The sequence below is a fragment of the Streptomyces sp. NPDC030143 genome (genome assembly GCF_055573695.1).
Genome location: NZ_JBVIAY010000012.1, coordinates 31,623 through 56,507 on the forward strand (window position 1 = coordinate 31,623; position 24,885 = coordinate 56,507).

Below are 24,885 nucleotides of genomic sequence, written 5' to 3' on the forward strand. Positions count from 1 at the left end.
GGGGGAGGGCAGTGGAAGAGGAAAAGAGGAAAACCGAGGGGAGGGCGGGACGCCCCCCCCCCCCCCCCCCCCCCCCCCCCCCCCCCCCCCGACGCAGGTCTCCAGGTGGTCGTCCACCAGCCCGCACGCCTGCATCAGCGCGTACGCCGTGGTCGGGCCGACGAAGCGCAGGCCCCGCTTCTTCAGCGCCTTCGACAGGGCCGTCGACTCGGGGGTGACCGCCGGGACGTCGGCGAGGGTCCGGGGCGCGGCGCGGTCGGCCGCGTCGGGGGCGTGGGACCAGATCAGCTCGTCCAGCTCGCCGGGCGTCCACCCGGCCAGTACGCGCGCGTTGGCGAGCGTGGCGTCGATCTTGGCGCGGTTGCGGATGATGCCGGCGTCGGCGAGGAGCCGTACCCGGTCCTCGTCGGTGAATTCGGCGACCGTGGCGATCTTGAAGTCGGCGAAGGCGGCGCGGAAGCCGGGGCGGCGGCGCAGGATCGTGATCCAGGACAGGCCGGACTGGAAGGCCTCCAGGCTGAGGCGTTCGAAGAGGGCGTCGTCGCCGTGGACGGGGCGGCCCCACTCCTCGTCGTGGTAGCTCACGTAGTCCGGTGTGGACAGGGCCCAGGGGCAGCGCAGCGCGCCGTCGGGGCCGGCGAGGGCCGTGCCGTCGCTCACTGCTGGTCCCCCTGGGCGGGCTTGTCCATGGAGACGTGCGGCTCGGGCATGCGGGCCACGGACAGCGCGGACTCCAGTTCGGCGATGCGCGCGTCGCGTTCGGCCAGTTCGGCCGCGACGCGGTTGAGGGCGTCGTCGACGTCGGCCATGCGGTAGCCGCGGGCGGCGAGCGGGAAGCGCAGGTCGTCGATGTCGGCCCGGTTCAGGGGGCGGTCCGGTGGCAGCGGGTCGTGCAGGCGCTGGGGGGTCACCTCCGGCAGCGGTCCGGTGCCCTCGCCGCCGCCCACCACGGCGAGTGTCACCGCGGCGACCACGACGGCGAGCGCGACGACCAGGAACAAGAACATAACCATCGGGGGTCCCCACGCTCGCTGTGCTCGGTGTCGGATGTGTCAGGCTCCGATCGTGCCATGCGGCGGTGACCGTTAGGGTCGCAGACGGCGGTTGTCCAGGTCGTACCGGGAGAGGTCTCAGGGAATGCTCAGGCTCGGCAGGCGTGAATTCGGCACCCACGAGCCGGTGATCATGGCGATCGTCAACCGGACCCCCGACTCCTTCTACGACCAGGGCGCCACCTTCCTCGACGAGCCGGCGCTCGCGCGGGTGGCGGAGGCCGTGGCGCAGGGTGCCGCGATCATCGACATCGGCGGCGTCAAGGCCGGTCCGGGCGAGGAGGTCACCGCCGAGGAGGAGGCGCGGCGCACGGTCGGTTTCGTGGCCGAGGTGCGGCGGCGCTTCCCGGACGTCGTCATCAGCGTGGACACCTGGCGGGCCGAGGTCGGCGAGGCCGTGTGCGAGGCGGGCGCGGACCTGCTCAACGACGCGTGGGGCGGTGTCGACCCCCGGCTGGCGGTGGTCGCCGCCCGGTACGGGGTGGGGCTGGTGTGCACGCACGCCGGGGGCGCGGAGCCGCGCACCCGCCCGCACCGGGTGACGTACGACGACGTCATGGCCGACATCCTGCGGGTGACCGTGGGGCTGGCGGAGCGGGCGGTGGCGCTGGGTGTGCCGAGGGAGTCGATCCTGATCGACCCCGGGCACGACTTCGGCAAGAACACCCGGCACAGCCTGGAGGCGACCCGCCGGCTCCCCGAGATGACCGCCACCGGGTGGCCGGTACTGGTGTCGCTGTCCAACAAGGACTTCGTCGGGGAGACGCTGGACCGGCCGGTGAGGGAACGGCTGGTCGGGACGCTGGCGACGACGGCCGTGTCGGCGTGGCTGGGTGCCCGGGTGTACCGGGTGCACGAGGTCGCGGAGACGCGTCAGGTCCTGGACATGGTGACGTCGATCGCCGGTCACCGGGCGCCGGCGGTGGCCAGGCGGGGGCTGGCCTGACCGTCCCGGGCACGGCCCCCGCCCCGGTGCGAGCGGCCGGCGGCTAGCGGCCGGCCTCCTTCGACACCAGCGCCACCGCCTCCTCCACGTCGTCCGTGACGTGGAAGAGGAGGAGGTCCTTCTCGGACGCCTTGCCCTGGGCGACCAGGGTGTTCTGCAGCCAGTCGACCAGGCCGCCCCAGTACTCCGTGCCGAAGAGGACGATGGGGAAGCGGGTGACCTTCTGGGTCTGGACGAGGGTGAGGGCCTCGAAGAGCTCGTCCAGGGTGCCGAGGCCGCCGGGCAGGACCACGAATCCCTGCGCGTACTTCACGAACATCATCTTGCGGACGAAGAAGTAGCGGAAGTTCAGGCCGATGTCGACGTAGGGGTTGAGGCCCTGCTCGAAGGGGAGCTCGATGCCGAGCCCCACCGAGATGCCGCCCGCCTCGCAGGCGCCCTTGTTGGCCGCCTCCATCGCGCCCGGACCGCCGCCCGTGATGACCGCCCAGCCGGCCTGGACCAGGGCGCGGCCCAGCCGTACGCCCGCCTCGTACTCCGGAGTGCCCTCCGGTGTCCGGGCCGAGCCGAACACGCTGATCGCGGGGGGCAGTTCGGCGAGGGTGCCGAAGCCCTCGATGAACTCCGACTGGATGCGCAGCACCCGCCAGGGGTCGGTGTGCACCCAGTCGGAGGGGGCACGCTCGTCCAGCAGCCGCTGGTCCGTGGTGCTCGCCTGGACCTGGTCGCGCCTCCGGAGGACCGGTCCCAGGCGCTGTTCCTCCGGTGGCTGCTTCTTGCCCTCGGGGTTGCCGGTAGCCATATGAGCTCCCTCCGCTTGCAGATGTTCCACCTCAGCGTAGATCTACGCGGGTTACGTACGGGGGACGTCGGCGTGTCCGCCGTGCAGCGCCCACCCGCCCGGGCGGGCTCACGCCGTGAGCCAGGCCCGCAGCCGCTCCTCCCCCGCCAGGATCTTCGCGGTCTCCACGCGCTCGTCCCGCTTGTGCGCCAGGTGCGGGTTGCCGGGGCCGTAGTTGACCGCGGGCACGCCGAGCGCCGAGAAGCGGGAGACGTCCGTCCAGCCGTACTTGGGCAGCGGGGTGCCGCCGACCGCCTCGATGAACGCCGCGGCGGCCGGGTGGGAGAGGCCGGGCAGGGCGCCGGGGCTGTGGTCGTCCACCACGAACTCGGCCACCCCGCAGTCCGCGAAGACCTCCTCGACGTGGGCGATCGCCTCCTCCGCCGTACGGTCCGGGGCGTACCGGAAGTTGACCGTCACCACGCACTCGTCGGGGATCACGTTCCCGGCGACCCCGCCGCTGATGCCCACCGCGTTCAGGCCCTCGCGGTACTGGAGTCCGTCGATCACCGGCCACCGCGGCTCGTACGCGGCGAGGCGGGCGAGGATCGGGGCGGCGGCGTGGATCGCGTTGGAGCCCATCCAGCCGCGCGCCGAGTGGGCCCGCTCGCCCTTGGTCCTCAGCAGGACCCGCAGGGTCCCCTGGCAGCCGCCCTCCACCTGGCCGTCGGAGGGCTCGAGGAGGACCGCGAAGTCGCCCTCCAGCCACTCGGGGCGCAGCTCGGCGACGTGCTTGAGGCCGTTGAGGTCGGCGGCGACCTCCTCGTTGTCGTAGAAGACGAAGGTGAGGTCGCGGTTGGGGGCCGGGACGGTCGCCGCGATGCGCAGCTGGACCGCGACGCCCGACTTCATGTCGCAGGTGCCGCAGCCCCACAGCACGCCGTCCTCGTCCAGCCGCGAGGGGACGTTGTCGGCGATCGGGACGGTGTCGATGTGACCGGCGAGGATCACCCGCTCGGGGCGGCCCAGGGTGGTGCGGGCGACCACGTTGTTGCCGTGGCGGTCCACCGTCAGGTGCGGCAGCGCGCGCAGGGCGGCCTCGATCGCGTCGGCGAGAGGCTTCTCGGTGCCGCTCTCGGAGGGGAAGTCGACGAGCCGCGCGGTCAGTGAAGCGGCGTCCAGCGTGAGGTCAAGCGGGGTCTCGGCCATGCCGTCGACCCTAACGCGCCCGGCGTGCGGTGTGCCGGGCCCCGGGTGTCGCACGGGCCTCCCCCGTATCCCTACTCTCCAGTACCTTGTACGCGTGCCAGAGCCGACACCTCCCTCCAAGCGTCGCGGCCGTCTCCTTCGTTTCGGAGCGGCCTGCGGGGTCCTGTCCGCCGTCGCGGGTTACGTGGTGGTCCAGTACGTCACGGGCGGTGCGGGGGACCCCGGGTGCAGAGTCGCCGCGAGCTCGGGGCAGGGGTCCGGGTACGAGTTCACGCCGGAGCAGGCGGTCAACGCGGCCACGATCGCGGCGGTCGGCACCAACCGCGGTCTGCCCGAGCGGGCCGTGACGATAGCGCTCGCGACGGCCCTGCAGGAGTCGGCGCTGCGCAACCTCGACCATGGCGACCGGGACTCGCTCGGCCTGTTCCAGCAGCGGCCCTCGCAGGGCTGGGGCACCCCGGAGGAGGTCCGGGACCCCGCTTACGCGGCGAACATCTTCTACGAGCACCTCGCCAAGGTGCGCGACTACACCGAGCTGCCCCTGACCGTCGCCGCGCAGCGCGTGCAGCGCAGCGGCTACCCGGAGGCGTACGCCAAGCACGAGCCGGACGCGACGCTGCTGGCCGCCGCCCTGACCGGGTCCTCGGCGGCCACGCTGACCTGCGAGGGACGGCCGGGCACCACGACGACCCGGGGGCCGGAGGCGGTCCGCGCGGCCCTGGTGCGTGACTTCGGGCGTGAGGCGCTCCGCCGGGCGGGGGACGAGGACGACGCCCGGCGGGACCCGGCGCCCGCCGCGGACGTGCCGGCCGCCGAGACCAGCGGACGGACGGTGACGCTGCCGGTGTCCGCCGGCGCGAGCGCCGGGCGCGGGGTCGGCGAACGGGGCTGGCAGCTCGCCCACTGGGCGGTGGCCAACGCCTCGGCGCTGCACATCGAGCGTGTCTCGTACGCCGACCGCGAGTGGGTCGCCGGCAACACCGACAGCCGGTGGCGGGCGACCGCCTCGGGCGGCACGGAGGCGGCCGGCGCTCCGGGCACGGCGTCCGGCGCCGGTCCCGGTGCCGACGCGGTGCGGATCGTCACCGCGCCCCGGTAGGGCCGCGCAGCCGTGCGGGGCGTCACCCGTGCGGGTCATGTGCGGGGGACGCGGACCGTCGGGTGGTCAGGTTTTCGCGCCGTCACCCCCGTGTCCGTCGAAACCCTTGGGAACACAGGCTTCCGAGGGTTTGACGGACTTTCACATCGGGTGGCTTTTGCCCGTTTTCATCCGCAGCCGATAATGCGACGCATTGCCAACTCTTTACGTCGGCGGTCCGCAACCTTCGCGCGCTTCGAGCGGTAGTCACTGCGTCCGGGCCCGGACGATCGACAGTCAGCGTCACTCACCGTTCTCTCCGTCGAAGGAGCATCATGTCCCTCCCCCTGACCCGCAGGATCGCCCGTGCCGCACTGCTCGTCGCTGCGGGAGCGGCCGCCGGGGTCGGTGCGGCCGGTTCCGCCGTCGCTGCCCCCGGTCTTCCGGCCGCCCCGGACCTCGGCGGCGTGACCGCCCTGGACGGTGCGAACGTCGGCGACACCGTCGACGGCGCGGCGCAGAACGTGACCGGGACCGCGGGTGCGACCGGCGGCAAGGCCGTCGAGCAGGCGGTGCCCGTCGCGGGCGCCACCGGCGGCAAGGCCGTGCAGCAGGCGACGCCGGCGGCGCAGAAGGCGGCCGGCGAGGCGGCGGGCTCGGCCGGGGACGTCATCGGCGGCACCGCGTCGACGGCCACGAAGGGCGGGCTGCCGACGGACTCCCTGACCCAGGGCGGTCTGCCGGGCGCGGGAACGCTGCCGGTCGGCTGAGCGCCGGTCCCGCACGGTGACGGGGCCCGGGGTCTTCCCCGGGCCCCGTCGCCGTGTGCGCCGCCTACAGGCGCGCCGCCGCGGCCCGGATCCGCTCGTCCGTCGCCGTCAGGGCCACGCGGACGAAGTGCTCGCCCGCCTCGCCGTAGAAGTCGCCGGGGGCGACCAGGATGCCCCGTTCGGCGAGGTGGGCGACCGTGTCCCAGCAGGACTCGTCCCTCGTCGCCCAGAGGTAGAGGCTGGCCTCGCTGTGCTCGATGCGGAAGCCGTGCCTCAGGAGGGCGTCGCGAAGCAGGGCGCGGCGGGCGGCATAGCGCTCGCGCTGGACGCGCACGTGCTCGTCGTCGCCCAGTGCGGCGACCACCGCCGCCTGCGTGGGGGCGGAGGTCATCATGCCGCCGTGCTTGCGGATCTCCAGCAGGGGCCCGAGGACCGCCGGGTCGCCGGCCAGGAAGGCGGCGCGGTAGCCGGCGAGGTTCGAGCGCTTGGAGAGGGAGTGGACCGAGACGATCCCGTCGTAGGAGCCACCGTTGACGTCCGGGTGCAGCACCGAGACCGGCTCGGCCTCCCAGCCCAGCTCGAGGTAGCACTCGTCGGAGAACAGCAGGACGCCGTGCTCGCGGGCCCAGGCCACGATCCGGGTCAGCTCCTGGCGGGAGAGGACCTTGCCCGTCGGGTTGGACGGGGAGTTCAGCCAGAGCAGCTTCAGGTTCGCCGGGTCGAGCGCGGTCGGGTCGTCGTAGACCTCGTGGTCGGCGCGTGCCAGCCGGGCGCCGACCTCGTACGTCGGGTAGGCCAGGCGCGGGTACGCCACCCGGTCGCCGGGGCCGAGGCCCAGCTGGGTCGGGAGCCAGGCGACGAGTTCCTTGGAGCCGACGATCGGCAGGACGTGGTGGTGGGTGACGTCCCGGGCGCCGAGCCGCCGCCGCACCCAGCCGGTGATCGCGTCGCGCAGTTCGGGCGTGCCCCACACCGTCGGGTAGCCCGGGGAGTCGGCCGCGGCGACCAGCGCCTTCTGGATCAGGTCGGGGACCGGGTCGACCGGGGTGCCGACGGAGAGGTCGACGATGCCGTCCGGGTGGGCGGCGGCCGTGGCCTTGTACGGCGTCAGCTTGTCCCAGGGGAAGGTGGGCAGACGGTCGGAGACGGGGGAGGTCACGGTTGTTGCTCGCTCTCTGACGGGTACGGCAAACGCCTCGGTCCCGTACGGCCGTGATCGCGGAATCAGGCCGTACGGGACCGAGGCGGCGCGAAGTGCGGGCCGCTGGTGCGGGTTACTCGGCCTGCGGCGGCAGTGCGGCGATGAACGGGTGGTCCCGCTCGATCAGCCCCAGCTTGCTGGCGCCGCCGGGCGAACCGAGCTCGTCGAAGAACTCGACGTTCGCCTTGTAGTAGTCCTTCCACTCCTCCGGAGTGTCGTCCTCGTAGAAGATCGCCTCGACCGGGCAGACCGGCTCACAGGCACCACAGTCGACGCATTCGTCCGGGTGGATGTACAAGGACCGCTGGCCCTCGTAGATGCAGTCGACCGGGCACTCCTCGATGCACGCCTTGTCCTTGACGTCGACACAAGGCTGCGCGATGACGTAGGTCACGCTGTCGTTCCTCCTCGATAGGGCGCTGGCGGGCCTCCCACAGGCTCCGCCGCCTGGCGCGCGGGAGCGCGGCGTCGTCGATGCCCGCCCCTAGTATCTCCGTTTCTGGGCATGATCCGAACAGGAGGGGTGAACCGACCTGTGGAATTCTCGGCCGCCGGACGACTCGAGGTCCGTATCACCGCTGCTGACGTGGGCAAACGCGTCTCCGTGCGGCGCTTGAGCAGCGCTGGAGTCACGGAGGGCACATTCACCGACACGGTGGGTGTTCTCACATCATGGGATGCGGGTGTGCTGGGCATCACACGGAAGAACGGGGAGGTCGTCCGGATTGCCGAGGGCTCCCTGGTGGCCGGAAAGGTGGTGCCGGCGGCCCCGGCCCGCCGCCGGGGACCGGCCGCCTCCTACGAGGAGCTGGCCCGGGTCTCCGCGCGGGCCTGGCGGCCGGTGGAGAGCGAGCGGCTCGGCGCGTGGGAGCTGCGGGCGGCCGCCGGGTTCACCCGCCGCGCCAACTCGGTCCTCCCGCTCGGCGACCCCGGCGTCCCGCTCGACGAGGCGCTGGACACCGTACGGCGCTGGTACGGCGGGCGCGGGCTGCCCGCGTACGTGCAGACGGCGACCGGGGCCGAGGGGACCCAGGAGCTGCTCTGCGCGGAGCTGGAGCGACGCGGGTGGGTGCGGGAGGTGACCGCCGAACTGTGGGTCGGGGGGCTCGCGGCCCTGGCCGACCGGGTGGACGCGGGCAGGCCGGAGGTGACGCTCGCGCGGCGGGCCGACGAGGCGTGGCTGGCCCGCTACCAGCGCAAGGGGGTCGGCGAGGTGGCCCTGAAGGTGCTGGGCAGCGGCCCCTCGGTGTGGTTCGCGTCCGTGCCGGGCGCCGAGGGCACGGTTCCGGCCGCAATCGGGCGGTGCGTCGTGGACGGGCGGTGGGCCGGCTTCGCGGCCGTCGAGGTCGATCCGGGGCAGCGCCGGCGGGGACTGGCGACGGTCGTGATGGCCGCCCTGGCGCGGCGCGCGCTGGAGGAGGGCGCCTCGGCCGCCTGGCTGCAGGTGGAGGAGGACAACGCGGGCGCGCGGGCGCTGTACGCGGGGTTGGGGTTCGCCGCGCACCACGCCTACCACCATTACCGCCGGCCGGAGGCGGGAGCGCCGTGAGCGGGATCGAGGGCGCCGAGCTGCGGCGGCGGTTCGCCGAGGAGGCGCGGGCCGAGCGGCCCGACCTGTCCGTGCTGTGCCTGCTGGTGGGGGCGGCCGGGGACGCCGCGCTCGACGAGGCCGGCCTGGACGCGGCGCAGGTCGAGCTGGACCGGCTGGCCGGACAGGTGCCGTACCGGCCCGGCGGGCCCCGCTCGTGGGCGCGGGCGCTGCGGGAGCTGCTGGGTGAGCGGTACGGCTTCCACGGCTCGGCCGCGGACTACGAGCGGCTGGAGTCCTCGCTGCTGCACGAGGTGCTGCGGCGGCGGCGCGGGCTGCCGATCCTGTTGTCCGTGGTGTGGATCGAGGTCGCGCGCAGGGCGGGGGCGCCGGTGTACGGGGTCGCCCTGCCGGGTCACTTCGTCGTGGGGTTCGGTCCGCGGGAGGAGCAGGTGCTCGTCGATCCCTTCGATGGGGGCCGGGTGCTGACCGGGCGGGACGCGGAGGTGCTGGTGGCGGGGGCGACAGGGGTTCCGCTGGAGGACTCGATGCTGGTGCCTGCGGAGACGCTGGACGTGGTGCAGCGGATCCTGAACAACATCCGGGCCTGGGCCTCGGCGCGTCCGGAGCGGTCGGACGTGGCGTTGTGGGCGGTGGAGCTGTCGTTGCTGGTGCCCCACCATCCGGCCCGGCTGCGCTACGAGCGGGGCCGGTTGATGGTCGGGCGGGGGGACTTCCTGGGCGGCGCGGCCGAGTTGGAGGAGTACGCGGGGCTGGTGGAGGTCGTCGACGCGGAACTGGCCGAGCGGGTGCGGGAGGAGGCCCGTTCGGCGCGGGCCATGCTGAACTGACGGTGCCGCACAGCGCCGGCGGCCGGCCCTTCTGCCCCGCACGAGTTGGCCTCCGCCCGGCCGCGGACCGCGCGTTTCCGAGCGGGCGTCGCGAGGTGGTGGCGCACGGTCCGCCCGGGACAGGTGGAGGGCCGCCGCGGGTTCCCGGTCGGTGGAGCCGTCGGCCCGCACGCGGGACGTCCCGCTCCCGCTCGGTCGGCGGGTTCGCGCCCCGGCCAGGGCCGTCGTGGCGGGGGCGGGGACGCGTTCGCCGGCCGGCACCCCGCGGATCGCCCCGGCGTGGGCGGGCGACGTCCCGTCGTGGGCCCGCCCCGCCGCCAGGACTTCGTCACCGCGTGGCACCGGGGCGGGCCGGGGCGGCGGTGCCGGCCGTCCTCGGGGCCGTATGACAGGCCGCGGGGGCCGGTGTCGCGGGGAAACGCGAGGAGGGCACCCGGTGGGTGCCCTCCTCGGTGCGGTCGACGGGTCAGCTGGGGTCGGTCTCGATGACCCCGACGCGGTCCGTCGTGCTCTTCAGGGCCGGCCGCAGGGCGCTGATCACGTCCTGGACGGTGACCGGCGTCTTCTGGCCGGTGCCGCGGGTGATGAGGACGCCGTCGAAGGCGCGGCCGTACAGCTCCTTCAGCGCCGTCTCGTCGTACGTCTCCACGAGCTTGCCGTCGACAGCCTTGACGCCGAGGAACTTCCACAGGGAGTTCTGCGGGCTCAGGGGCACCGAGTGCGCCGCGTCGGTCTGGACCGTGACCTTGCCGGACATCGCCGGTTCGGCGAACTCCCTCATCATCCGGTCGACCTCGGCGTTGGACACGGTCGGCTGCCTGGTGGTCGTGGGCACCTGCACCGGGGCGACCGAACCGGTCTCCACCAGGCTGCGGTACGCCGCGACGACGGCCGTCTCGGCCTTGGCCGCGTCGATGCCCTTGCCCGCCTTGCCGTAGACGGCGACGGCCTTGCCGGGCTCGAACTTGATCGTGCCGTCGCTGGCCGAGCCGGAGGCGCCGGCGGCGGCCTCCAGAGCGGCCTGGAGCTTCTCCTCGTCGACCGGCATGACGGGGTCGACCTCGCGGTGCTCGCCGAACAGCGAGGCGATCACGGAGACGGGGTTGTAGTCGCTCTTGGCGGCCGAGTCGACCGTGGCCTGCATGTCGAACTGCAACCCCGACTGGTCGGGCTTGAGGGTGAGCGTCTTGCCGTCGACGGCCAGCTTCAGAGCCTGGTTCACCCGGCCGTCGAAGGCGTCGTCGAGCTTCTTGACGGCGTCGTCGCGGGTGCCGCCGCCGATGTCCACGCCCAGCACGGTGGTGCCCTTGGGCACGTCGGAGTGGTTCATCAGCAGTCCGGCCCCGTAGGCACCGGCCGCGCCGACGACGAGCAGTCCGCCGAGCAGGACCAGCTTGCTGCGGCCCTTCTTCTTCGCCTTCTTCGCGGCGGCGGGCGGCGTGCTCCGCGGGGCGGGCTCGGTCCGCTGCGGCGCGGTGTGCGGCACCGGCCCGTCGGCGGTCGCGCCGGAGGCGAACGGACCACCCTGCCCGGTGTTCTGACCGGGTGTCGGCACGACCGGGATGCCGCTGGTGACGGTCTGTCCGGAGACGTTGTCGTGACGGCCGTAGCCGCCTCCCGGGCCGGGCTCGGGAACCGGCTTCTGCGGGGTGAGGATCGCGGTGTCGTCGCTGAGACCACCGCCGGGCAGCCGCCCGGTGCCGGGGCCGCCCTGGGGGCCGGGGCCGCCCGGGGCGCCGGGCGCGTACGGGGCGTTCGCCGTGCCGCCGACGGCGGCTGCTCCGGGAGCGCCGCCGTTGACCGGGGGCACGATCGGGCCGTCGCCGGTGACGGGACCGCCGGTGGGGCCCGCGGGGCCCTGCGGGCGGCCGGGGGCGGCCGGTGCGGTGAAGTCGTGGGGGCCGCCGAGGGCGCCGGGGCCGGCGGGCCGTCCCGCGCCGTTCGGACCGGCGAAGCCGTTCGGGTCGGCGAAGCCGTTCCGGCCGCCGGGGCCGTCGCCGTCGCCGTTCTGGACGGGACCGGTCCGGCCGTCGGGGGCGGCGCCGGGGCCGTCCTGGCCGTTGCCGGTGAAGTACGGCAGCTCGTCGCGGCGCGGCTCGGCGGTGCCGCCCTGCGGCGGGCGGGGGGCGGCGGTGCCGAGCGGGCCCGCGGCGAGCGCCTCGGTGACGTCGAAGGAGCCGGTGCCGCCGCCGTGCCCCGGAGCCACGGGACCGCCGGTGGCGCCGCCGGGCAGTCCGGCGCCGTTGGTCCCGCCGGAGCGGGGGCCGCCGGGCGCGCTCATGGTGCCGACGACGGAGCCGGGCCGGCCGGCCGACGGCCGCGCGCCGCCGGGGGCGCCGGAACCACCGGGACGGGGACCGCCCGCTCCGGCCGCCGGGCCCGCGGGGGCGCCCGGGCCGGCCGGCGAACCGGCCGCCGGTGCGGCGCCGTTGGCCGGGCCGCCGCCCTGAGTGCCCTTGGCCGGCGCGGACTTGCGGGGCGCGAACCAGTCGCTCGTCTTGTCCTCTCCCGCCGGTGCCTGTTCGGCGGGGGAGTCGACAGCGGGGGCGGAGGCGGTGGCCGGTGCGGAACTCGTGCCGCGGGCCGCACCGGGCGCGCTCGGCGTGTTCGCCGGGGCGGGACCCGTGGTCCGCGTGTCGGCGCCGCCGTCGCCCGTGGTCTCCCCGTCCGTGACGGGCTTGCGCATCACGACCGGCGGAATGGGCCGCGAGCCGGGGATGTTGATCCGGATCCGGGTCGTCAGCGTGGTCTCGGTCTTGCGTTCCTCCGGCCGCGCGGCCGAACGGTCCGCGTCCGCTGCGCCGTCGGACACCATCGGGGTGCCGTAGGGCGGCGTGCCCGAGGGGTATGCGGCTCCGCCGCGCCCGTTGGGCCCGGAGGACGGACTGTCAGTTTCACGACTCAAGGCAGGTTCTCCAGGTTGGCTCCGCCGCCCGCCACGACCTCACGGGCAGCTCGGCGGCGCGCACCACCATACTGGCCACTTCTGGCCCGTATCCCACGACCGCCGGGGAAACCCACACGGGACTCGCACGGGCGCCCCACGCAGAAGTGGTACGTCATTTCCCAAGTCGGGGTTCATCGCCGACCGGTTGCCGTCCCGGTGCAAGGGTGGCGCAGATCACAGCGAGGGCCATACCGCCGAGGAGGAAGAGGTAGGAGCCGCCTCCCGCGCCGAACAGGAAGTCGCCCTCGGGGCGGCCCGCGGTGAGCAGGACGACGGCGATCATCCAGCCGGCGGCCGGCGCGAGGGCCCCGCCGCGGCTGCCGAGGGCGCGTGCCCCGCCGAGGAAGAGCCCGGCGGCGCCGGCGAGCGCGAGGAGCAGTCCGCCGGGGAACCAGCCGGCCTGGACGAGGGCTCCGGCGAGGGCGGTGACCGCGCCGAGCACGAGCAGTCCGAGGCAGGCGGCGGCCCGGGCGAGGGAGGGCATCCGCAGGGGCTGGGCGAGCATCGAGCCGCGCTGGTCCGTCATCAGGCCACCTCTTCCACGCCGGCGAACAGGTCGCTCTCCCGTGCGCCCACCGCCCGCGGCCCGCGCACCAGCTCGTAGTACTCGGTGGTGAACAGGGGCTGGGCGAGTTCGTTGGACAGGGCGAAGGAGCGGCCGTCGGGGGCGACCTCGATCTGGGTGGCGTGGGCGCGCAGGGCGGCGGCCTTGGCGGCGGCGTGCGCGGTGCCGTCGATCTCGGTGGTGACGCGCTCGTCGTCGACGACACCAGGGACGTCGGTGAGGTCGGCGCTCCGGTCGAAGGGCAGGCCGGGCAGCTCCTCGCGGAGCCGGGCGAAGGCGGCTTCGGCGACGGAGCGCGGGACGCGGTTCCAGTACACCTTGGGGACGCTCCAGCCGGCGTCCGCGGCGAGTTCCACGGCCCGCATGGCGACGCGGTGGGCCTGGATGTGGTCGGGGTGGCCGTAGCCGCCGTGGTCGTCGTAGGTGACGAGGACCTGGGGGCGCAGGGCGAGGATCGTCTCGACGAGGGGTGCGGCGGCGGTGTCGACGTCGGCCTGCCAGAAGCAGGCGGGGTCGTCGTTGTCGGGGAGGCCCATCATCCCGGAGTCGGTGTGGCGGCCCGCGCCGCCGAGCAGCCGGAAGTCCGTGACGCCGAGTTCCGCCATGGCGGCCGTGAGTTCGCGCAGGCGGTGCTCGCCCAGGGCGGCGCCGCCGAGGTGCCGCAGCTCCGGCGGGATGACCTCGCCGCGTTCGCCGAGGGTGCAGGTGACCAGGGCCACATGGGCACCTTCGGCCGCGTACCTGGCCATGGTCGCGCCGTTGTTGATCGACTCGTCGTCCGGGTGCGCGTGCACCAGCAGCAGACGCCGGGCGGGCAGTTCCGTCATGGGGTCAACCCTACGAGGCGCCCCCTGCTGCCCGGCGCCCACCCGGCCGAGGCCCACTCGTCGCGACGGCGACGTCGGCGGATGCGGGAGTCCACGAGGCGGTTTCGTCGTTCGGTGCGGTCTTCAGACGGCCGCCGCGGCCGACCGTGCCCGGCAGTCGCGGCAGCGTCCCGGTTCCGGCCCCCGGAAGCCTCGGTCGCAGCCGTCGCAGTTCCGCAGCGGGTGCCGGACGGCCGGCGGCGGGGCGGCGGGCGCGGCACGGAACGGGGCCGCGGGTGGCAGCAGGGCGGTGAGGCGGTGGGCCAGGAGGGCGGCGGGACGGCGAAGTCCTTCGGGCGGGAGGTCGGCGGTGAGGGCTCGGCGCACGGCGGCGGGGCTGACGTCGCGCTCCAGCCAGGCGGCGACGCCGGGGGCGAGATGCGTGACGTCGCAGGCGGAGAGGAGGAGGCGGGGGTCGTGGCGGCGCAGGTCGGCGAGGAGGTCGGTGGCGGCCTGGAGGAGCTTGGAGTAGAGGTGCGACGGGCGCGGGACGGCGGGCAGGGGCTTGCGGGGTGCGCGCGGCTTCGGCCTGGCCGGGGCCTCGGGGGTGTGCGCGGTGGCCTCCACGGCCGCAGGGCGGTGATGGCCGGGCTGGTTGCAGGAAACCGTGCGGGTGATGATGCGGCCGCCCGGGACGCGTTCGCGCTCGCGGCGGAGGTAGCCGTGGGTCTCCAGTTCGCGCAGGGCGGCGGCGATACGTGTCGCACCCTCGGGGAATCGGGCGGCGAGGGTCTTGATGTCGACGGGGCGCCCTTGGGCAGCGACTGGATGTGCACGCCCAGGCCGATCGCCAGGAGGGACAGCTCCCGGTGCTGGGCGAGGTGGTTGCCGATCACGGTGAAGCGGGTGGTGTGACGGGCGTTGTCGTGAACGAGACCGCCGAAGTGCCGCCGGTTCGGGTGCTTGTCGGCGGCAGGGCGGGACCGGGCGTGCGCGTGCACGCTAGGGTTCTGCGTATCCATCAGGAAGGGGCTTTCTTCCTCGGTGGTCAGGCCCTCGCCCTGGGATTGCCGTCCCGGCGGGGGCCGTCGCATTTCTGCGGGTGTGTGGTGTCGTTGCGCTGAGAGTAGGGCAGGCAACGTCGCCCGATTCCAGCCCGGTTGGCGATGTTCACTCGCGCGGGTGAAGGCCCGTCCCGGGCGGGAGGGGTGGGGCTTGGTGAGGTTCTTTCACCGTCGGATTCCCTTTGGAAAGAGCGCCCCTCCCACCGGAGCACGGGTGGGCGAGTGCCGGTGGGGGCACGGCTTCCCGGATCACCTCACGCGAGGTGGCGACTCCCGCCTACCGTGAAAGTGACGACGCGATCACGCATGGTGACGACCCGGTGCATTGTCCAGTGCTGTCCGGGCCACGGGAGCGGCCTGTACGGGTAGGGCGTCGTTGCCAAGTCGCACGACGGGAGGGCGCGGAGTGAGCGTGGACAGTGACACGGGGCGGCTCAACGGCGGTACGGACGAGCCGGGTTGGGAGGTCGACCCGGACGATGAGTGGGGCGTCGCGGTCGTCACCACGGTGGGGCGGCAGTTGAAGCTGCGGCGAGAGGCGGTGGGGATGCGGGCGGGCCAGTTCGCGGAGGCCGTCGGGTACGGCGAGGACATGATCTACAAGATCGAGAGCGGAAAGCGGATCCCCCGGCCGGAGTTCCTGGACAGGGCGGACGAGGTGTTGGGGGCGGGTGGGCTGCTGTCCGCGATGAAGGAGGACGTGGAGAAGGTCCGGTACCCGAAGAAGGTGCGGGACCTTGCCCAGATGGAGGCCAGAGCGGTCGAGCTCGGGGTGTACGTGTGCCACAGCATCAGCGGGCTGCTGCAGACCGCGGCACACGCCAGAGTCGCCTTCGAATCACGCCAACCTCCTTACTCCGAAGACGAGGTGGATCGGATGGTGGCTGCCCGCATGGCCCGGCAGTCGATCTTTGAGAGAGTGCCCGCACCCTCCCTCAGCTTCGTCCTGGAAGAGGCGCCGCTGCGGCGGCCGCTGGGCGGCACAATGGTCTGGCGAGAGCAGCTCGAACACCTGATGGAGGTGGCGCGGTTGCGCCACGTGACGCTCCAGGTGATGCCGACGCACTGTGAGGTCCACCCGGGCCTGGACGGCAAGATCGAGTTGCTGAAGTTCGAGGACGGTTCAGCGGTGGGGCGGGCCGAGGGGGCATTCAACGGGCGGCCGACGTCCGATCCGAGGCAGCTCCGCCTTCTCGACCTGCGGTATGGCACCATCCGGGCGCAGGCTCTCCCGCCTCGGGAGTCACTGGCCTTCATCGAGCACCTACTGGGAGACACATGAACTGCAAGGCATCCCTCGGGGACGCCTCCGAACTGGCGTGGTTCAAGAGCAGCTACAGCGACGGCAACGAAGGCGACTCGTGCCTCGAGATCGCCACCGCCCCGGACGCCATCCACGTCCGCGACTCCAAGCACACCGCCGGTCCCCGCCTCCAGCTCTCGCCGGTGGCCTGGGCTGACTTCGTGTCGTACGCGTCCGAAGGCTGACGATCCACTCGACCTCGCCGCCCACGCCCACAGCCTCGCCGGACCGGCCGCCGGCTTCCGCGGCCGGTCGTCAGCGCCGTGTCCGTTCACGCGCCCCCGCGCCGGCACCGCACTCGTCCCGGATCCGTGAGGCTTACGGATCCGGATGCGGGGAAGACGCGACAGATGACGGCGAAGGCGCGGGCTCCGGTCGACCGCCCACCGGAGCCCGCAGCGTGACACGCGTCAGAACTTGATACTGCCGATCATGCTCGCCACGCTCGTCGTCAGATCGCTGATCGTGGGCGCCACCGTCGAGGAGGCGAGGTAGAAGCCGAGCAGGATGCAGATGACCGCGTGACCACCCTTCAGCCCTGACTTCTTGATCAGCAAGAAGACGATGATCGCCAGCAGCACCACCGCCGAAATCGAGAGTGCCACGGCGGCTCACCTCCAAGAACCCGGGTACGTGGGGGACAGAGCGAGGGAACTTGTACATCCATACAACTGCCAGCAGGTTCATACCCACTCAGCGCTAGTGATCATAACTATGAGTGCGTGCGCATCTCTCGGCGCACAGCCGCACAAGGGGGCGCATGGCCAATATGGTCGGGGGATGACGACCGAGTCCGACTCCTTCCCCCGCAGGCACGCCCGTACCCAGCGGTTCACGCTCGGCGCGCCGCGTTCGTTCACGGTGGCACCCGACGGCTCCCGTGTCGTGTTCCTGCGCTCGTCCTCCGGTACGGACCGGGCGAACGCCCTGTGGGTGCTCGATCCGGCGGACGGCACGGAGCGCCCCGCCGCCGACCCGCGCGCCCTGCTGGGCGGGGCCGTGGAAGACCTCTCGCCCGAGGAACGGGCGCGCCGGGAACGCAGCCGCGAGGACGGGGCCGGCATCGTCTCCTACGCCACCGACGAGGCGGTCGAGCTGGCGTCTTTCGCCCTGTCAGGGCGGCTTTTCACGGCGGAGCTGAGGGCCGGTACGGCCCGTGAGCTGCCCGTCCCCGGGCCGGTGATCGACCCCCGCCCCTCGCCCGACGGGCGGCTCGTGGCGTACGTCGCGCAGGGCGCGCTGCGGGTGGTGGGTGCCGAGGGGGAGCACGACCGGGCGCTGGTGGAGCCGGAGTCGGAGTCGGTTTCCTATGGATTGGCCGAGTTCATCGCGGCCGAGGAGATGGGGCGCTCGCGGGGGTTCTGGTGGGCTCCGGAGTCGGACCGGCTGCTGGTGGCGCGAGTGGACGACACGCCGGTGGAGCGGTGGTGGATCTCGGATCCGGCCCAGCCGAAACGTGACCCACAACACGTGCCGTATCCAGCTGCCGGGACGGCCAACGCGGACGTGAGGCTGTTCGTGTTCGGCCTGGACGGGGTGCGCACGGAGGTCGTCTGGGACCGGAAACGCTATCCGTATCTGGCGCGAGTGCACTGGTCAGCGGCGGGTGCGCCGCTGTTGCTCGTACAGGCGCGCGACCAGCGAAGTCAGCTGTTCCTGGCGGTGGACACCGACTCCGGGGCGACCCGGATGGTGCACGCGGACGAAGATCTGATTTGGCTGGATCTTTTCCCTGGGGTGCCGTGCTGGAGCCCCGCCGGGCGGCTGGTGCGGATCGCCGACGAGGGCGGCTCCCGGGTCCTGGCGGTGGGCGACCGTCCGCTGACGGGAGCGCAGTTGCACGTGCGGGCGGTGCTGGACGTCACCTCCGATGACGTGCTGGTCGCGGCGTCGGCCGGACGGGAGGCGGAGCGGCCGGAGACCGGCGAGGTGCATGTGTACCGCGTCAGCGAACTGGGCGTCGAGCGCCTTTCGGAGGAACCGGGAGTGCATTCCGCGGTGCGCGCCGGGGGCGTGACCGTGCTGGTGTCGGCGGTGCCGGACCGGCCGGGGAGCCGGGTGCGGGTGCTACGGGAGGGGAGACAGACGGCGGTTGTCCGGTCGTACGCGGAAGACCCCGGTCTGTCCCCTCGACTGCTGCTCACCCAGGGGGGCGCACGGCGAATCCCGTGCGCCCTGCTTATGCCATCGGACTACCCCGGGGACGCCCCGCTCCCGGTCCTCCTCGACCCCTACGGCGGTCCGCACGGGCCCCGGGTGCTCGCCGCGCACAACGCCCACCTGACCTCGCAGTGGTTCGCCGACCAGGGCTTCGCGGTGGTCGTCGCGGACGGCCGGGGCACGCCGGGCCGCTCCCCCGCCTGGGAGAAGGCGATCCACCAGGACTTCACTGTCGCCCTGGACGACCAGGTCGACGCGCTCCGGGACCTCGCGCGCACCCACCCGCTGGACCTGTCCCGGGTGGCGATCCGCGGCTGGTCCTTCGGCGGCTACCTGGCGGCCCTCGCGGTGCTGCGCCGCCCGGACGTCTTCCACGCGGGGATCGCCGGCGCCCCGGTGACCGACTGGCGGCTCTACGACACCCACTACACCGAGCGCTACCTCGGCGACCCGAACACGGCTGCGGAAACCTACGCACGCAACTCGCTCGTCACCGACGAGGGCCTCTCCTCCCCCGCCGAGCCGCACCGGCCGCTGATGGTGGTGCACGGCCTGGCCGACGACAACGTGGTGGTCGCGCACGCCCTGCGCCTGTCCTCGGCCCTGCTGTCCGCCGGGCGCCCGCACGAGGTGCTGCCGCTGTCCGGCGTCACCCACATGACCCCGCAGGAACAGGTCGCGGAGAACCTGCTGCTGCTCCAGGTGGACTTCCTCAGACGGGCCCTGGGACTGGGCTGAGCCGCAGGAGGGGGCAACGGGCCGGGGCGACATGGCGCGCCCCGGCCCGTTTACGGCACCCGCACGGCCGTACGCTGTTCAGCCTGACGCGTCCGTATATCGGAATCGGGTCCGCCAAGTTGCCTGCGTGTTAACGCGGTTGCCGTACAAATGTGCTGTTATGCGATGCCGTCCACACGATCCTCCCGGGTCGCCTCGGGCGGCACGACGTGTTTCTCCTCCGCGAAGTGGCAGGCCGAGTCGTGCGCCGCCGGGCCGGCCGTGCGGCGGAACTCCGCGGGGACCGCGAGGGCCGGGACCTCCACGGCGCAGCGGTCGCGAACCTTCCAGCAGCGGGTGCGGAAGCGGCAGCCGGAGGGGACGCCGGTCGGGGAGGGCACGTCGCCGACGAGGATGATCCGCTCGCGGTGTTCGCGGGCCTCGGGGTCGGGGACGGGGACCGCGGACAGCAGGGCCTGGGTGTAGGGGTGCGTCGGGTGGTCGTAGATCTCGGTGTCGGTGCCGGTCTCCACGATCCGTCCGAGGTACATCACCGCGACCCGGTCCGAGATGTGCCGCACGATCGACAGGTCGTGCGCGATGAAGAGGTAGGAGAGGTCGAACTCGCTCTGGAGGCGGTCCAGGAGGTTGATCACCTGGGCCTGCACGGAGACGTCCAGGGCGGACACCGGCTCGTCGGCGACGATCACCTCGGGGCGCAGGGCGAGGCCGCGGGCGATGCCGATGCGCTGGCGCTGGCCGCCGGAGAACTGGTGCGGATAACGGTTGACGAACTCCGGGTTGAGGCCGACGACGTCCAGCAGTTCCCGGACCCTCCTGCGCCGGTCGCCCTTGGGCGCCGCCTCGGGGTGGATCTCGTACGGCTCCCCGACGATGTCGCCCACGGTCATCCGCGGGTTGAGGGAGGTGTACGGGTCCTGGAAGACCATCTGGATGTTGCGGCGGACGGCCCTCAGGGCCCGGCCCGACAGCCGGGTGATGTCCTCGCCCTTGTAGCGGATCCGGCCGGCCGTCGGCCGCTCCAGGTGGACCAGCATCCTGGCGACCGTGGACTTGCCGCAGCCCGACTCCCCGACGATGCCCAGGGTCTCGCCGCGGCGGAGCGTGAAGTCGACGCCGTCGACGGCCCGGACCGCGCCGACCTGTTTGCGGAAGAGGATGCCCCGGGTGAGCGGGTAGTGCTTGACGAGGCCGTCGACTTCCAGGATCGGCTCAGCGGTCGTGGCCATTCAGGCACTCCCTCCAGGCGTGGCAGGCGCTGCCCCGGTCCTCGTCCACCACGTACAGGGGCGGTACGTCCGTGCGGCACACGTTCCGGACCGTCGGGCAGCGCGGATGGAAGGGGCAGCCGGACGGGATGTCCATGAGGTGGGGCGGCAGTCCCCGGATGGCGTAGAGCTGCCGCCCCTTGTGGTCCAGGCGCGGGACGGAGTCCAGCAGGCCGCGGGTGTACGGGTGGGCTGGGGCCTTGTAGAGGTCGTGGACGGGGGCCGACTCCACGATCCGGCCGGCGTACATCACGGCGATGCGGTCGGCGACGTCGGCGACCACGCCGAGGTCGTGGGTGATGAGGATCAGGCCCATGCGGTACTCGCGGCGCAACTCGGCGAGCAGGTCCATGACCTGGGCCTGGACGGTGACGTCGAGGGCGGTGGTGGGCTCGTCGGCGATGATCAGCGCCGGTTCGAGGGCCAGCGCCATCGCGATCATGACGCGCTGGCGCATGCCGCCGGAGAACTGGTGCGGGTACTGCCCGACGCGCTCCTTCGCGGCCGGGATGCGCACCCGGTCCATCAGCTCGACCGCCCTGGCCCGCGCGTCCTTCTTCGACATGCCCCGGTGGACGACGAACATCTCGGCGAGCTGGTCGCCCACGGAGAGCACCGGGTTGAGGGAGGACAGCGCGTCCTGGAAGATCATCGCCATCCGCGCGCCGCGGACCCTCCGCCGCTCCTCCTCGCCGAGCTTCAACAGGTCCCGGCCCTGGAAGAGGATCTCCCCGGCGGTGATCCGGCCGGGCGGCATGTCGAGGATGCCCATGATCGCCTGGGCGGTGACGGACTTGCCGGAGCCGGACTCCCCGAGCACGGCGAGCGTCTCCCCCGCGTCCACCCCGTACGTCACCCCGTTGACGGCCTTGGCGACGCCGTCCCGGGTACGGAACTCCACCCTCAGATCGCGCACTTCCAGCAGCACGGTCCGTCACCTCAGCTTCGGGTCCAGGGCGTCGCGGACCGCGTCGCCGAGCATGATGAACGCCAGGACGGTGACCGCGAGCGCGCCGGAGGGCCACAGCAGGGCGTGCGGGGCGTTGCGGATGTACGGGGAGGCGGCGGAGATGTCGATGCCCCAGGAGACCGTCGGCGGCTTCAGGCCGACGCCGAGGTAGGACAGGGTCGCCTCCAGCGCGATGTACGTGCCCAGCGCGATGGTCGCCACGACGATCACCGGGGCGACGGCGTTGGGTGCGATGTGCCGCAGCAGCATGCGGGTGTGGGAGGCGCCCAGGGCGCGGGCGGCCTGGACGTAGTCGTTCTGTCTGGCGGTGATGACGGAGCCGCGCGCGATGCGGGAGATCTGCGGCCAGCCGAGCAGCACCATGAAGCCGATGACCGGCCAGACCGAGTTGCCGGTCACCACGGAGAGGAGGACCAGGCCGCCGAGGACGACCGGGATCGCGAAGAAGACGTCGGTGATCCGGGACAGGATCGCGTCCCCCGTGCCGCCGTAGAAGCCGGCGAGGCCGCCGAGGACCGAACCGAGGACCGCCACCCCGAGCGTGGCCAGCACGCCGACCGTGACGGACGTGCGGGCTCCGTAGACGGTGCGCGTGTACACGTTGCAGCCCTGGCCGTCGTAGCCGAAGGGGGCGCCCGGCTGGGAGCCCTCCTGGGCCTTGGCGAGATCGCACATGAGGGGGGAGCCGGAGGCGAGCGCCGAGGGCCACAGGGAGACGAAGACCAAGAAGACGATGACCAGGGCGGAGACGATGAAGACGGGGTTGCGGCGCAGGTCGCGCCAGGCGTCGGACCACAGGGAGCGTGGCTTGCCCGCCGGTCCGGTGGCGTCGGGGCCGCCGGGCGCCTTCTCCAGGGTCTCGCCCTCCGCCGTGGCGAGGTCCATGGCGCCGCCCATACCGGTCGAGGCGACGGCGCCCTCGGGTTCTCGGGGCTGCTCAGGCATAGCGGATCCTCGGGTCGAGTACGGCGTACAGGAGGTCGACGAGCAGGTTGGCCACCAGGAAGACCAGGACGAGTACGGTCACGAAGCCGACGACGGTCTGGGTGTTCTGGCGCAGGATCCCCTGGTAGAGCTGGAAGCCCACGCCGTGGATGTTGAAGATCCGCTCGGTGACGATGGCGCCGCCCATCAGGGCGCCGATGTCGGTGCCGATGAAGGTGACCACGGGGATGAGGGAGTTGCGCAGCAGGTGCCGGGTGACGACCCGGTGGCGGGGCAGTCCCTTCGCGATCGCGGTGCGGACGTAGTCGGAGCGCTTGTTCTCCGCGATCGAGGTGCGGGTCAGACGCGTGACGTAGGCGAGGGAGACCGACGCGAGGACCAGGCCCGGCACGATCAGTTCGTCGAAGCCCGCCTCGGCGGAGACCGACGGTTTGATCCAGCCCCACTCGACGCCTAGCAGCAGCTGGAGCAGCAGGCCGGTGACGAAGGTGGGCACGGAGATCACGACGAGGGTGACGAGGAGGACGCCGGTGTCGACGGGCCGGCCCCGGCGCAGTCCGGTGACGACACCGAGCGTGACGCCGATGACGATCTCGAAGAGGACCGCCACGACGGTCAGCCGGATGGTGACGGGGAACGCCGTCGACATCAGCTCGGTGACCGGCTGGCCGTTGAACGCCGTCCCGAAGTCGCCGGTGAAGACGTTCCCCATGTAGGTCAGGTACTGCTGCCAGACCGGCTCGTCGAGGCCGAACTCCGCCCTCAGCCGGGCGGCGGTGGCCGGATCGCACTCCCGGTCGCCGCACAGCCCGGCGACGGGGTCGCCCATCACGTTGACCATGAGGAAGATCAGCAGGGTGGCGCCGGCGAACACCGGGACCATCTGGAGCAGGCGCCGGATCACATACCGCCCCATGGCGGGTCAGCTGACCTTGATCTCGTCGTAGACCGGGACGGAGAACGGGTTGAGCCGGACGTTCGACAGGCGCTGCGAGTAGCCGGCACTGCCGTTCTGGTACCACAGGGGGATCGCGGCCATGTTGTCGCGGACGACCGCCTCGGCCCGCTGGAAGGTCTCGACGGCCCGGGCGGCGTCGGTCTCGGCGTTGGCCCGGTCGACGAGCTCGTCGAACTCCGGGTCGGACCACTTGCCGTCGTTGGAGGAGGCGTTGGTGTAGTAGAGCGGCTGGAGGAAGTTCTGGATGAGGGGGTAGTCCATCTGCCAGCCGGCGCGGAAGGGGCCTCTCATCTTCCGGTCGGTGATCTGGCTGCGGAAGTCGGCGAAGGTGCCGACCGGGTTGCCGACGCAGGCCCTCTCGTTGCCGAGGGCCTTGTTGATGGAGTTGCAGACGGCGTCGACCCACTGTTTGTGGGAGCCGGTGTCCGCGTTGTACGTGATCTTGACCTGGCCGCCGGGGAGGCCTCCGCCCTCCCGGATGAGCGCGCGGGCCGCCGCGGGGTCGTAGACGCAGGCCTCCCCGCACAGGCCGGCCTTGTTGCCGCCGTCCGCGCCGAGGACCGGGGAGGTCCAGTCGGTGGCGGGGGTGCGGGTGTTCTGGAAGATCGTCTCGGTGATCTGCTTGCGGTCGATGGCCCGCGACAGGCCGGTGCGGACCTTGTCCGAGCCGCTCTTGTTCCAGTTCTTGTCGTAGTAGGGGAAGGCGAGGGTCTGGATGATGCCGGCGGGGGTGTTGAGGTAGCGGTCGCCCAGGTCGTTCCTGACGTTCTTCAGCTGCGCGGCGGGCACGTCGTCGACCAGGTCGAGGTTGCCGGCCATCAGGTCGGTGTAGGCGGTGTTGTTGTCGGTGTAGACCTTCAGGGTCACCCCGGCGTTTCGTGCCTTGTCGGGACCGGGGTACTGCGCCCAGGTCCGCAGCTCCATCTGGGCGCCCCTGGTGTAGGACTCGATCGCGTACGGCCCGTTCCCGACGGGCTTCTTCAGCCAGCCGGCGTGGTCGGTGAAGAAGGCCCGGGGCAGCGGGGCGAAGGCGGGGTAGCCGAGGGTGTCGGGGAAGGTGGAGAACTTCTGCTTCAGCCGGACGGTGAAGGTCCGCTCGTTCACGACCCTCAGGCCGGAGAGGGTGTCGGCGCTCTGGGCGGTGCCGTCGGCCGGGTGGGTCTTGTCGTAGCCCTCGATGTACTCGAAGAAGTAGGCGTTGCGCTGGTTGTTCTTCAGGCTCGCCCCGTAGTTCCAGGCGTCGACGAAGGACCTGGCGGTCACCTTCTCGCCGTTGCTGAAGGTCCAGCCGTCCTTGACCGTGACGGTGAAGGTCCGCGAGTCCGCGGTCTCGATCTTCTCGGCGAGCATGTCCTGGGCCTCGCCGGTCCGAGGGTCGTACCTCTTCAGGCTCCGGAAGATCATGTCGAGGACCTTGCCGCCCTGGACCTCGTTGGTGTTGGCCGGTTCCAGCGGGTTCTGCGGGTCTCCCCAGGAGGAGCTGAGCACCTCGCCGGTGTCGCCGGCGCTGCCGCCCTCGCCCCCGCAGGCCGTCGCCACGAGCGCGACCGCCGTCGCGCATGCGGCCCACGTGGCGTGCGTGGCTCCACGCATGGATCCTCCTCTTGCCAGTTCTTTACCCGAGCGTTGTGCCGACCCGTCGGCTTACTGATCCGTTATCAGTCCATAGTGGGGCAAGTGGTGCATGACGCACCCTCAGCACGCACCCCCGGAGGCCGTTGGAGGGACGCGAACGAGTTACATCC

General features: G+C 72.6%; 24 protein-coding genes and 1 pseudogene. 9 read left to right on the forward strand and 16 right to left on the reverse strand.

The window, feature by feature from the left end; genetic code table 11:
- The coding region (locus ACZ4YY_RS21185) for a DNA-3-methyladenine glycosylase I (RefSeq protein WP_468292223.1) at positions 1-660 on the reverse strand (660 nt) is incomplete at its 3' end.
- Positions 657-1,007: a DivIVA domain-containing protein gene (locus ACZ4YY_RS21190; protein WP_468292683.1), complete on the reverse strand. Its 351-nt coding sequence runs from the start codon at positions 1,005-1,007 to the stop codon at positions 657-659. The genes ACZ4YY_RS21185 and ACZ4YY_RS21190, both read right to left, overlap by 4 nt.
- Positions 1,008-1,137: 130 nt before the next feature.
- On the opposite strand from ACZ4YY_RS21190, the gene folP reads away from it, so the two are divergent.
- Positions 1,138-1,998 (forward strand): dihydropteroate synthase, encoded by an 861-nt coding sequence (gene folP / locus ACZ4YY_RS21195; protein ID WP_468292226.1) that lies wholly within the window; start codon positions 1,138-1,140, stop codon positions 1,996-1,998.
- 43 nt (positions 1,999-2,041) lie between these two features.
- On the opposite strand, the gene ACZ4YY_RS21200 is transcribed toward folP, so the two are convergent.
- Together ACZ4YY_RS21200 and dapE are read right to left on the reverse strand one after the other, a co-directional pair.
- Complete coding sequence (locus tag ACZ4YY_RS21200; RefSeq protein WP_468292228.1) at positions 2,042-2,800, reverse strand: LOG family protein; 759 nt, start codon at positions 2,798-2,800, stop codon at positions 2,042-2,044.
- Positions 2,801-2,908: 108 nt separating this feature from the next.
- Positions 2,909-3,988, reverse strand: coding sequence for a succinyl-diaminopimelate desuccinylase (gene dapE, locus ACZ4YY_RS21205; protein WP_468292231.1), 1,080 nt, complete (start codon positions 3,986-3,988; stop codon positions 2,909-2,911).
- A 94-nt stretch (positions 3,989-4,082) separates the two neighbouring features.
- Here dapE and ACZ4YY_RS21210 point away from each other — a divergent pair, with 94 nt between their 5' ends.
- Together ACZ4YY_RS21210 and ACZ4YY_RS21215 are read left to right on the forward strand one after the other, a co-directional pair.
- On the forward strand, positions 4,083-5,087 hold the full coding sequence (locus ACZ4YY_RS21210; protein ID WP_468292234.1) for a heavy metal transporter: 1,005 nt from the start codon (positions 4,083-4,085) through the stop codon (positions 5,085-5,087).
- Positions 5,088-5,401: 314 nt separating this feature from the next.
- Complete coding sequence (locus ACZ4YY_RS21215) at positions 5,402-5,836, forward strand: ATP-binding protein (protein ID WP_468292237.1); 435 nt, start codon at positions 5,402-5,404, stop codon at positions 5,834-5,836.
- A gap of 64 nt (positions 5,837-5,900) precedes the next feature.
- Here the strand turns inward: ACZ4YY_RS21215 and ACZ4YY_RS21220 are convergent, their stop codons facing one another.
- Positions 5,901-6,995, reverse strand: a complete 1,095-nt coding sequence (locus tag ACZ4YY_RS21220) for a bifunctional succinyldiaminopimelate transaminase/glutamate-prephenate aminotransferase (protein ID WP_468292240.1) — start codon at positions 6,993-6,995, stop codon at positions 5,901-5,903.
- 115 nt (positions 6,996-7,110) lie between these two features.
- On the reverse strand, positions 7,111-7,431 hold the full coding sequence (gene fdxA / locus ACZ4YY_RS21225) for a ferredoxin (protein ID WP_030929316.1): 321 nt from the start codon (positions 7,429-7,431) through the stop codon (positions 7,111-7,113).
- 141 nt (positions 7,432-7,572) lie between these two features.
- On the opposite strand from fdxA, the gene ACZ4YY_RS21230 reads away from it, so the two are divergent.
- Both ACZ4YY_RS21230 and ACZ4YY_RS21235 read left to right on the forward strand, forming a co-directional pair.
- Positions 7,573-8,586 carry a GNAT family N-acetyltransferase gene (locus ACZ4YY_RS21230; protein ID WP_468292243.1) on the forward strand — a complete coding sequence of 338 codons (1,014 nt, stop codon included), beginning with the start codon at positions 7,573-7,575 and terminating at the stop codon, positions 8,584-8,586.
- The gene (locus ACZ4YY_RS21235; RefSeq protein WP_468292246.1) at positions 8,583-9,416 is read left to right on the forward strand and encodes a transglutaminase family protein; all 834 of its coding nucleotides are present in this window, start codon (positions 8,583-8,585) and stop codon (positions 9,414-9,416) included. Before ACZ4YY_RS21230 ends, ACZ4YY_RS21235 begins: the two co-directional genes overlap by 4 nt.
- Positions 9,417-9,882: 466 nt before the next feature.
- On the opposite strand, the gene ACZ4YY_RS21240 is transcribed toward ACZ4YY_RS21235, so the two are convergent.
- The 4 genes and pseudogenes from ACZ4YY_RS21240 to ACZ4YY_RS21255 form a co-directional block, all read right to left on the reverse strand.
- Complete coding sequence (locus ACZ4YY_RS21240; RefSeq protein ID WP_468292248.1) at positions 9,883-12,321, reverse strand: hypothetical protein; 2,439 nt, start codon at positions 12,319-12,321, stop codon at positions 9,883-9,885.
- A gap of 154 nt (positions 12,322-12,475) precedes the next feature.
- A complete protein-coding gene (locus tag ACZ4YY_RS21245) occupies positions 12,476-12,889 on the reverse strand; it encodes a DUF6113 family protein (RefSeq protein ID WP_468292251.1) in 414 nt (137 codons plus the stop codon).
- Entirely contained in the window at positions 12,889-13,755 is an 867-nt protein-coding gene (gene mshB, locus ACZ4YY_RS21250; RefSeq protein WP_468292254.1) for an N-acetyl-1-D-myo-inositol-2-amino-2-deoxy-alpha-D-glucopyranoside deacetylase, read from the reverse strand. The genes ACZ4YY_RS21245 and mshB overlap by 1 nt, the downstream gene beginning before the upstream one ends.
- Positions 13,756-13,878: 123 nt before the next feature.
- Positions 13,879-14,630, reverse strand: a pseudogene (locus tag ACZ4YY_RS21255) (helix-turn-helix domain-containing protein).
- On the opposite strand from ACZ4YY_RS21255, the gene ACZ4YY_RS21260 reads away from it, so the two are divergent.
- From ACZ4YY_RS21260 to ACZ4YY_RS21270, 3 genes are all read left to right on the forward strand, one after another.
- Positions 14,604-14,858 (forward strand): hypothetical protein, encoded by a 255-nt coding sequence (locus ACZ4YY_RS21260; RefSeq protein WP_468292710.1) that lies wholly within the window; start codon positions 14,604-14,606, stop codon positions 14,856-14,858. The pseudogene ACZ4YY_RS21255 and the gene ACZ4YY_RS21260 sit on opposite strands and share 27 nt — an antisense overlap.
- A 346-nt stretch (positions 14,859-15,204) precedes the next feature.
- Positions 15,205-16,080: a helix-turn-helix domain-containing protein gene (locus ACZ4YY_RS21265; RefSeq protein ID WP_468292257.1), complete on the forward strand. Its 876-nt coding sequence runs from the start codon at positions 15,205-15,207 to the stop codon at positions 16,078-16,080.
- The gene (locus tag ACZ4YY_RS21270; RefSeq protein WP_468292260.1) at positions 16,077-16,286 is read left to right on the forward strand and encodes a DUF397 domain-containing protein; all 210 of its coding nucleotides are present in this window, start codon (positions 16,077-16,079) and stop codon (positions 16,284-16,286) included. Before ACZ4YY_RS21265 ends, ACZ4YY_RS21270 begins: the two co-directional genes overlap by 4 nt.
- A 225-nt stretch (positions 16,287-16,511) precedes the next feature.
- Here the strand turns inward: ACZ4YY_RS21270 and ACZ4YY_RS21275 are convergent, their stop codons facing one another.
- Entirely contained in the window at positions 16,512-16,706 is a 195-nt protein-coding gene (locus tag ACZ4YY_RS21275) for a hypothetical protein (RefSeq protein WP_468292263.1), read from the reverse strand.
- A 175-nt stretch (positions 16,707-16,881) separates the two neighbouring features.
- Between ACZ4YY_RS21275 and ACZ4YY_RS21280 the strand changes: the two genes are divergently transcribed.
- Complete coding sequence (locus tag ACZ4YY_RS21280) at positions 16,882-18,999, forward strand: S9 family peptidase (RefSeq protein ID WP_468292266.1); 2,118 nt, start codon at positions 16,882-16,884, stop codon at positions 18,997-18,999.
- Between the two features lie 158 nt (positions 19,000-19,157).
- On the opposite strand, the gene ACZ4YY_RS21285 is transcribed toward ACZ4YY_RS21280, so the two are convergent.
- From ACZ4YY_RS21285 to ACZ4YY_RS21305, 5 genes are read right to left on the reverse strand one after another with little or no spacing between them, the layout of a single operon-like run.
- Entirely contained in the window at positions 19,158-20,228 is a 1,071-nt protein-coding gene (locus ACZ4YY_RS21285; protein ID WP_468292269.1) for an ABC transporter ATP-binding protein, read from the reverse strand.
- Positions 20,212-21,195, reverse strand: a complete 984-nt coding sequence (locus ACZ4YY_RS21290; RefSeq protein WP_468292272.1) for an ABC transporter ATP-binding protein — start codon at positions 21,193-21,195, stop codon at positions 20,212-20,214. The genes ACZ4YY_RS21285 and ACZ4YY_RS21290 overlap by 17 nt, the downstream gene beginning before the upstream one ends.
- Before the next feature lie 6 nt (positions 21,196-21,201).
- On the reverse strand, positions 21,202-22,182 hold the full coding sequence (locus ACZ4YY_RS21295; protein ID WP_468292275.1) for an ABC transporter permease: 981 nt from the start codon (positions 22,180-22,182) through the stop codon (positions 21,202-21,204).
- A complete protein-coding gene (locus ACZ4YY_RS21300) occupies positions 22,175-23,098 on the reverse strand; it encodes an ABC transporter permease (RefSeq protein ID WP_468292278.1) in 924 nt (307 codons plus the stop codon). The genes ACZ4YY_RS21295 and ACZ4YY_RS21300 overlap by 8 nt, the downstream gene beginning before the upstream one ends.
- Before the next feature lie 6 nt (positions 23,099-23,104).
- The gene (locus ACZ4YY_RS21305; protein ID WP_468292280.1) at positions 23,105-24,733 is read right to left on the reverse strand and encodes a peptide ABC transporter substrate-binding protein; all 1,629 of its coding nucleotides are present in this window, start codon (positions 24,731-24,733) and stop codon (positions 23,105-23,107) included.
- Between the last annotated feature and the right edge of the window lie 152 nt (positions 24,734-24,885).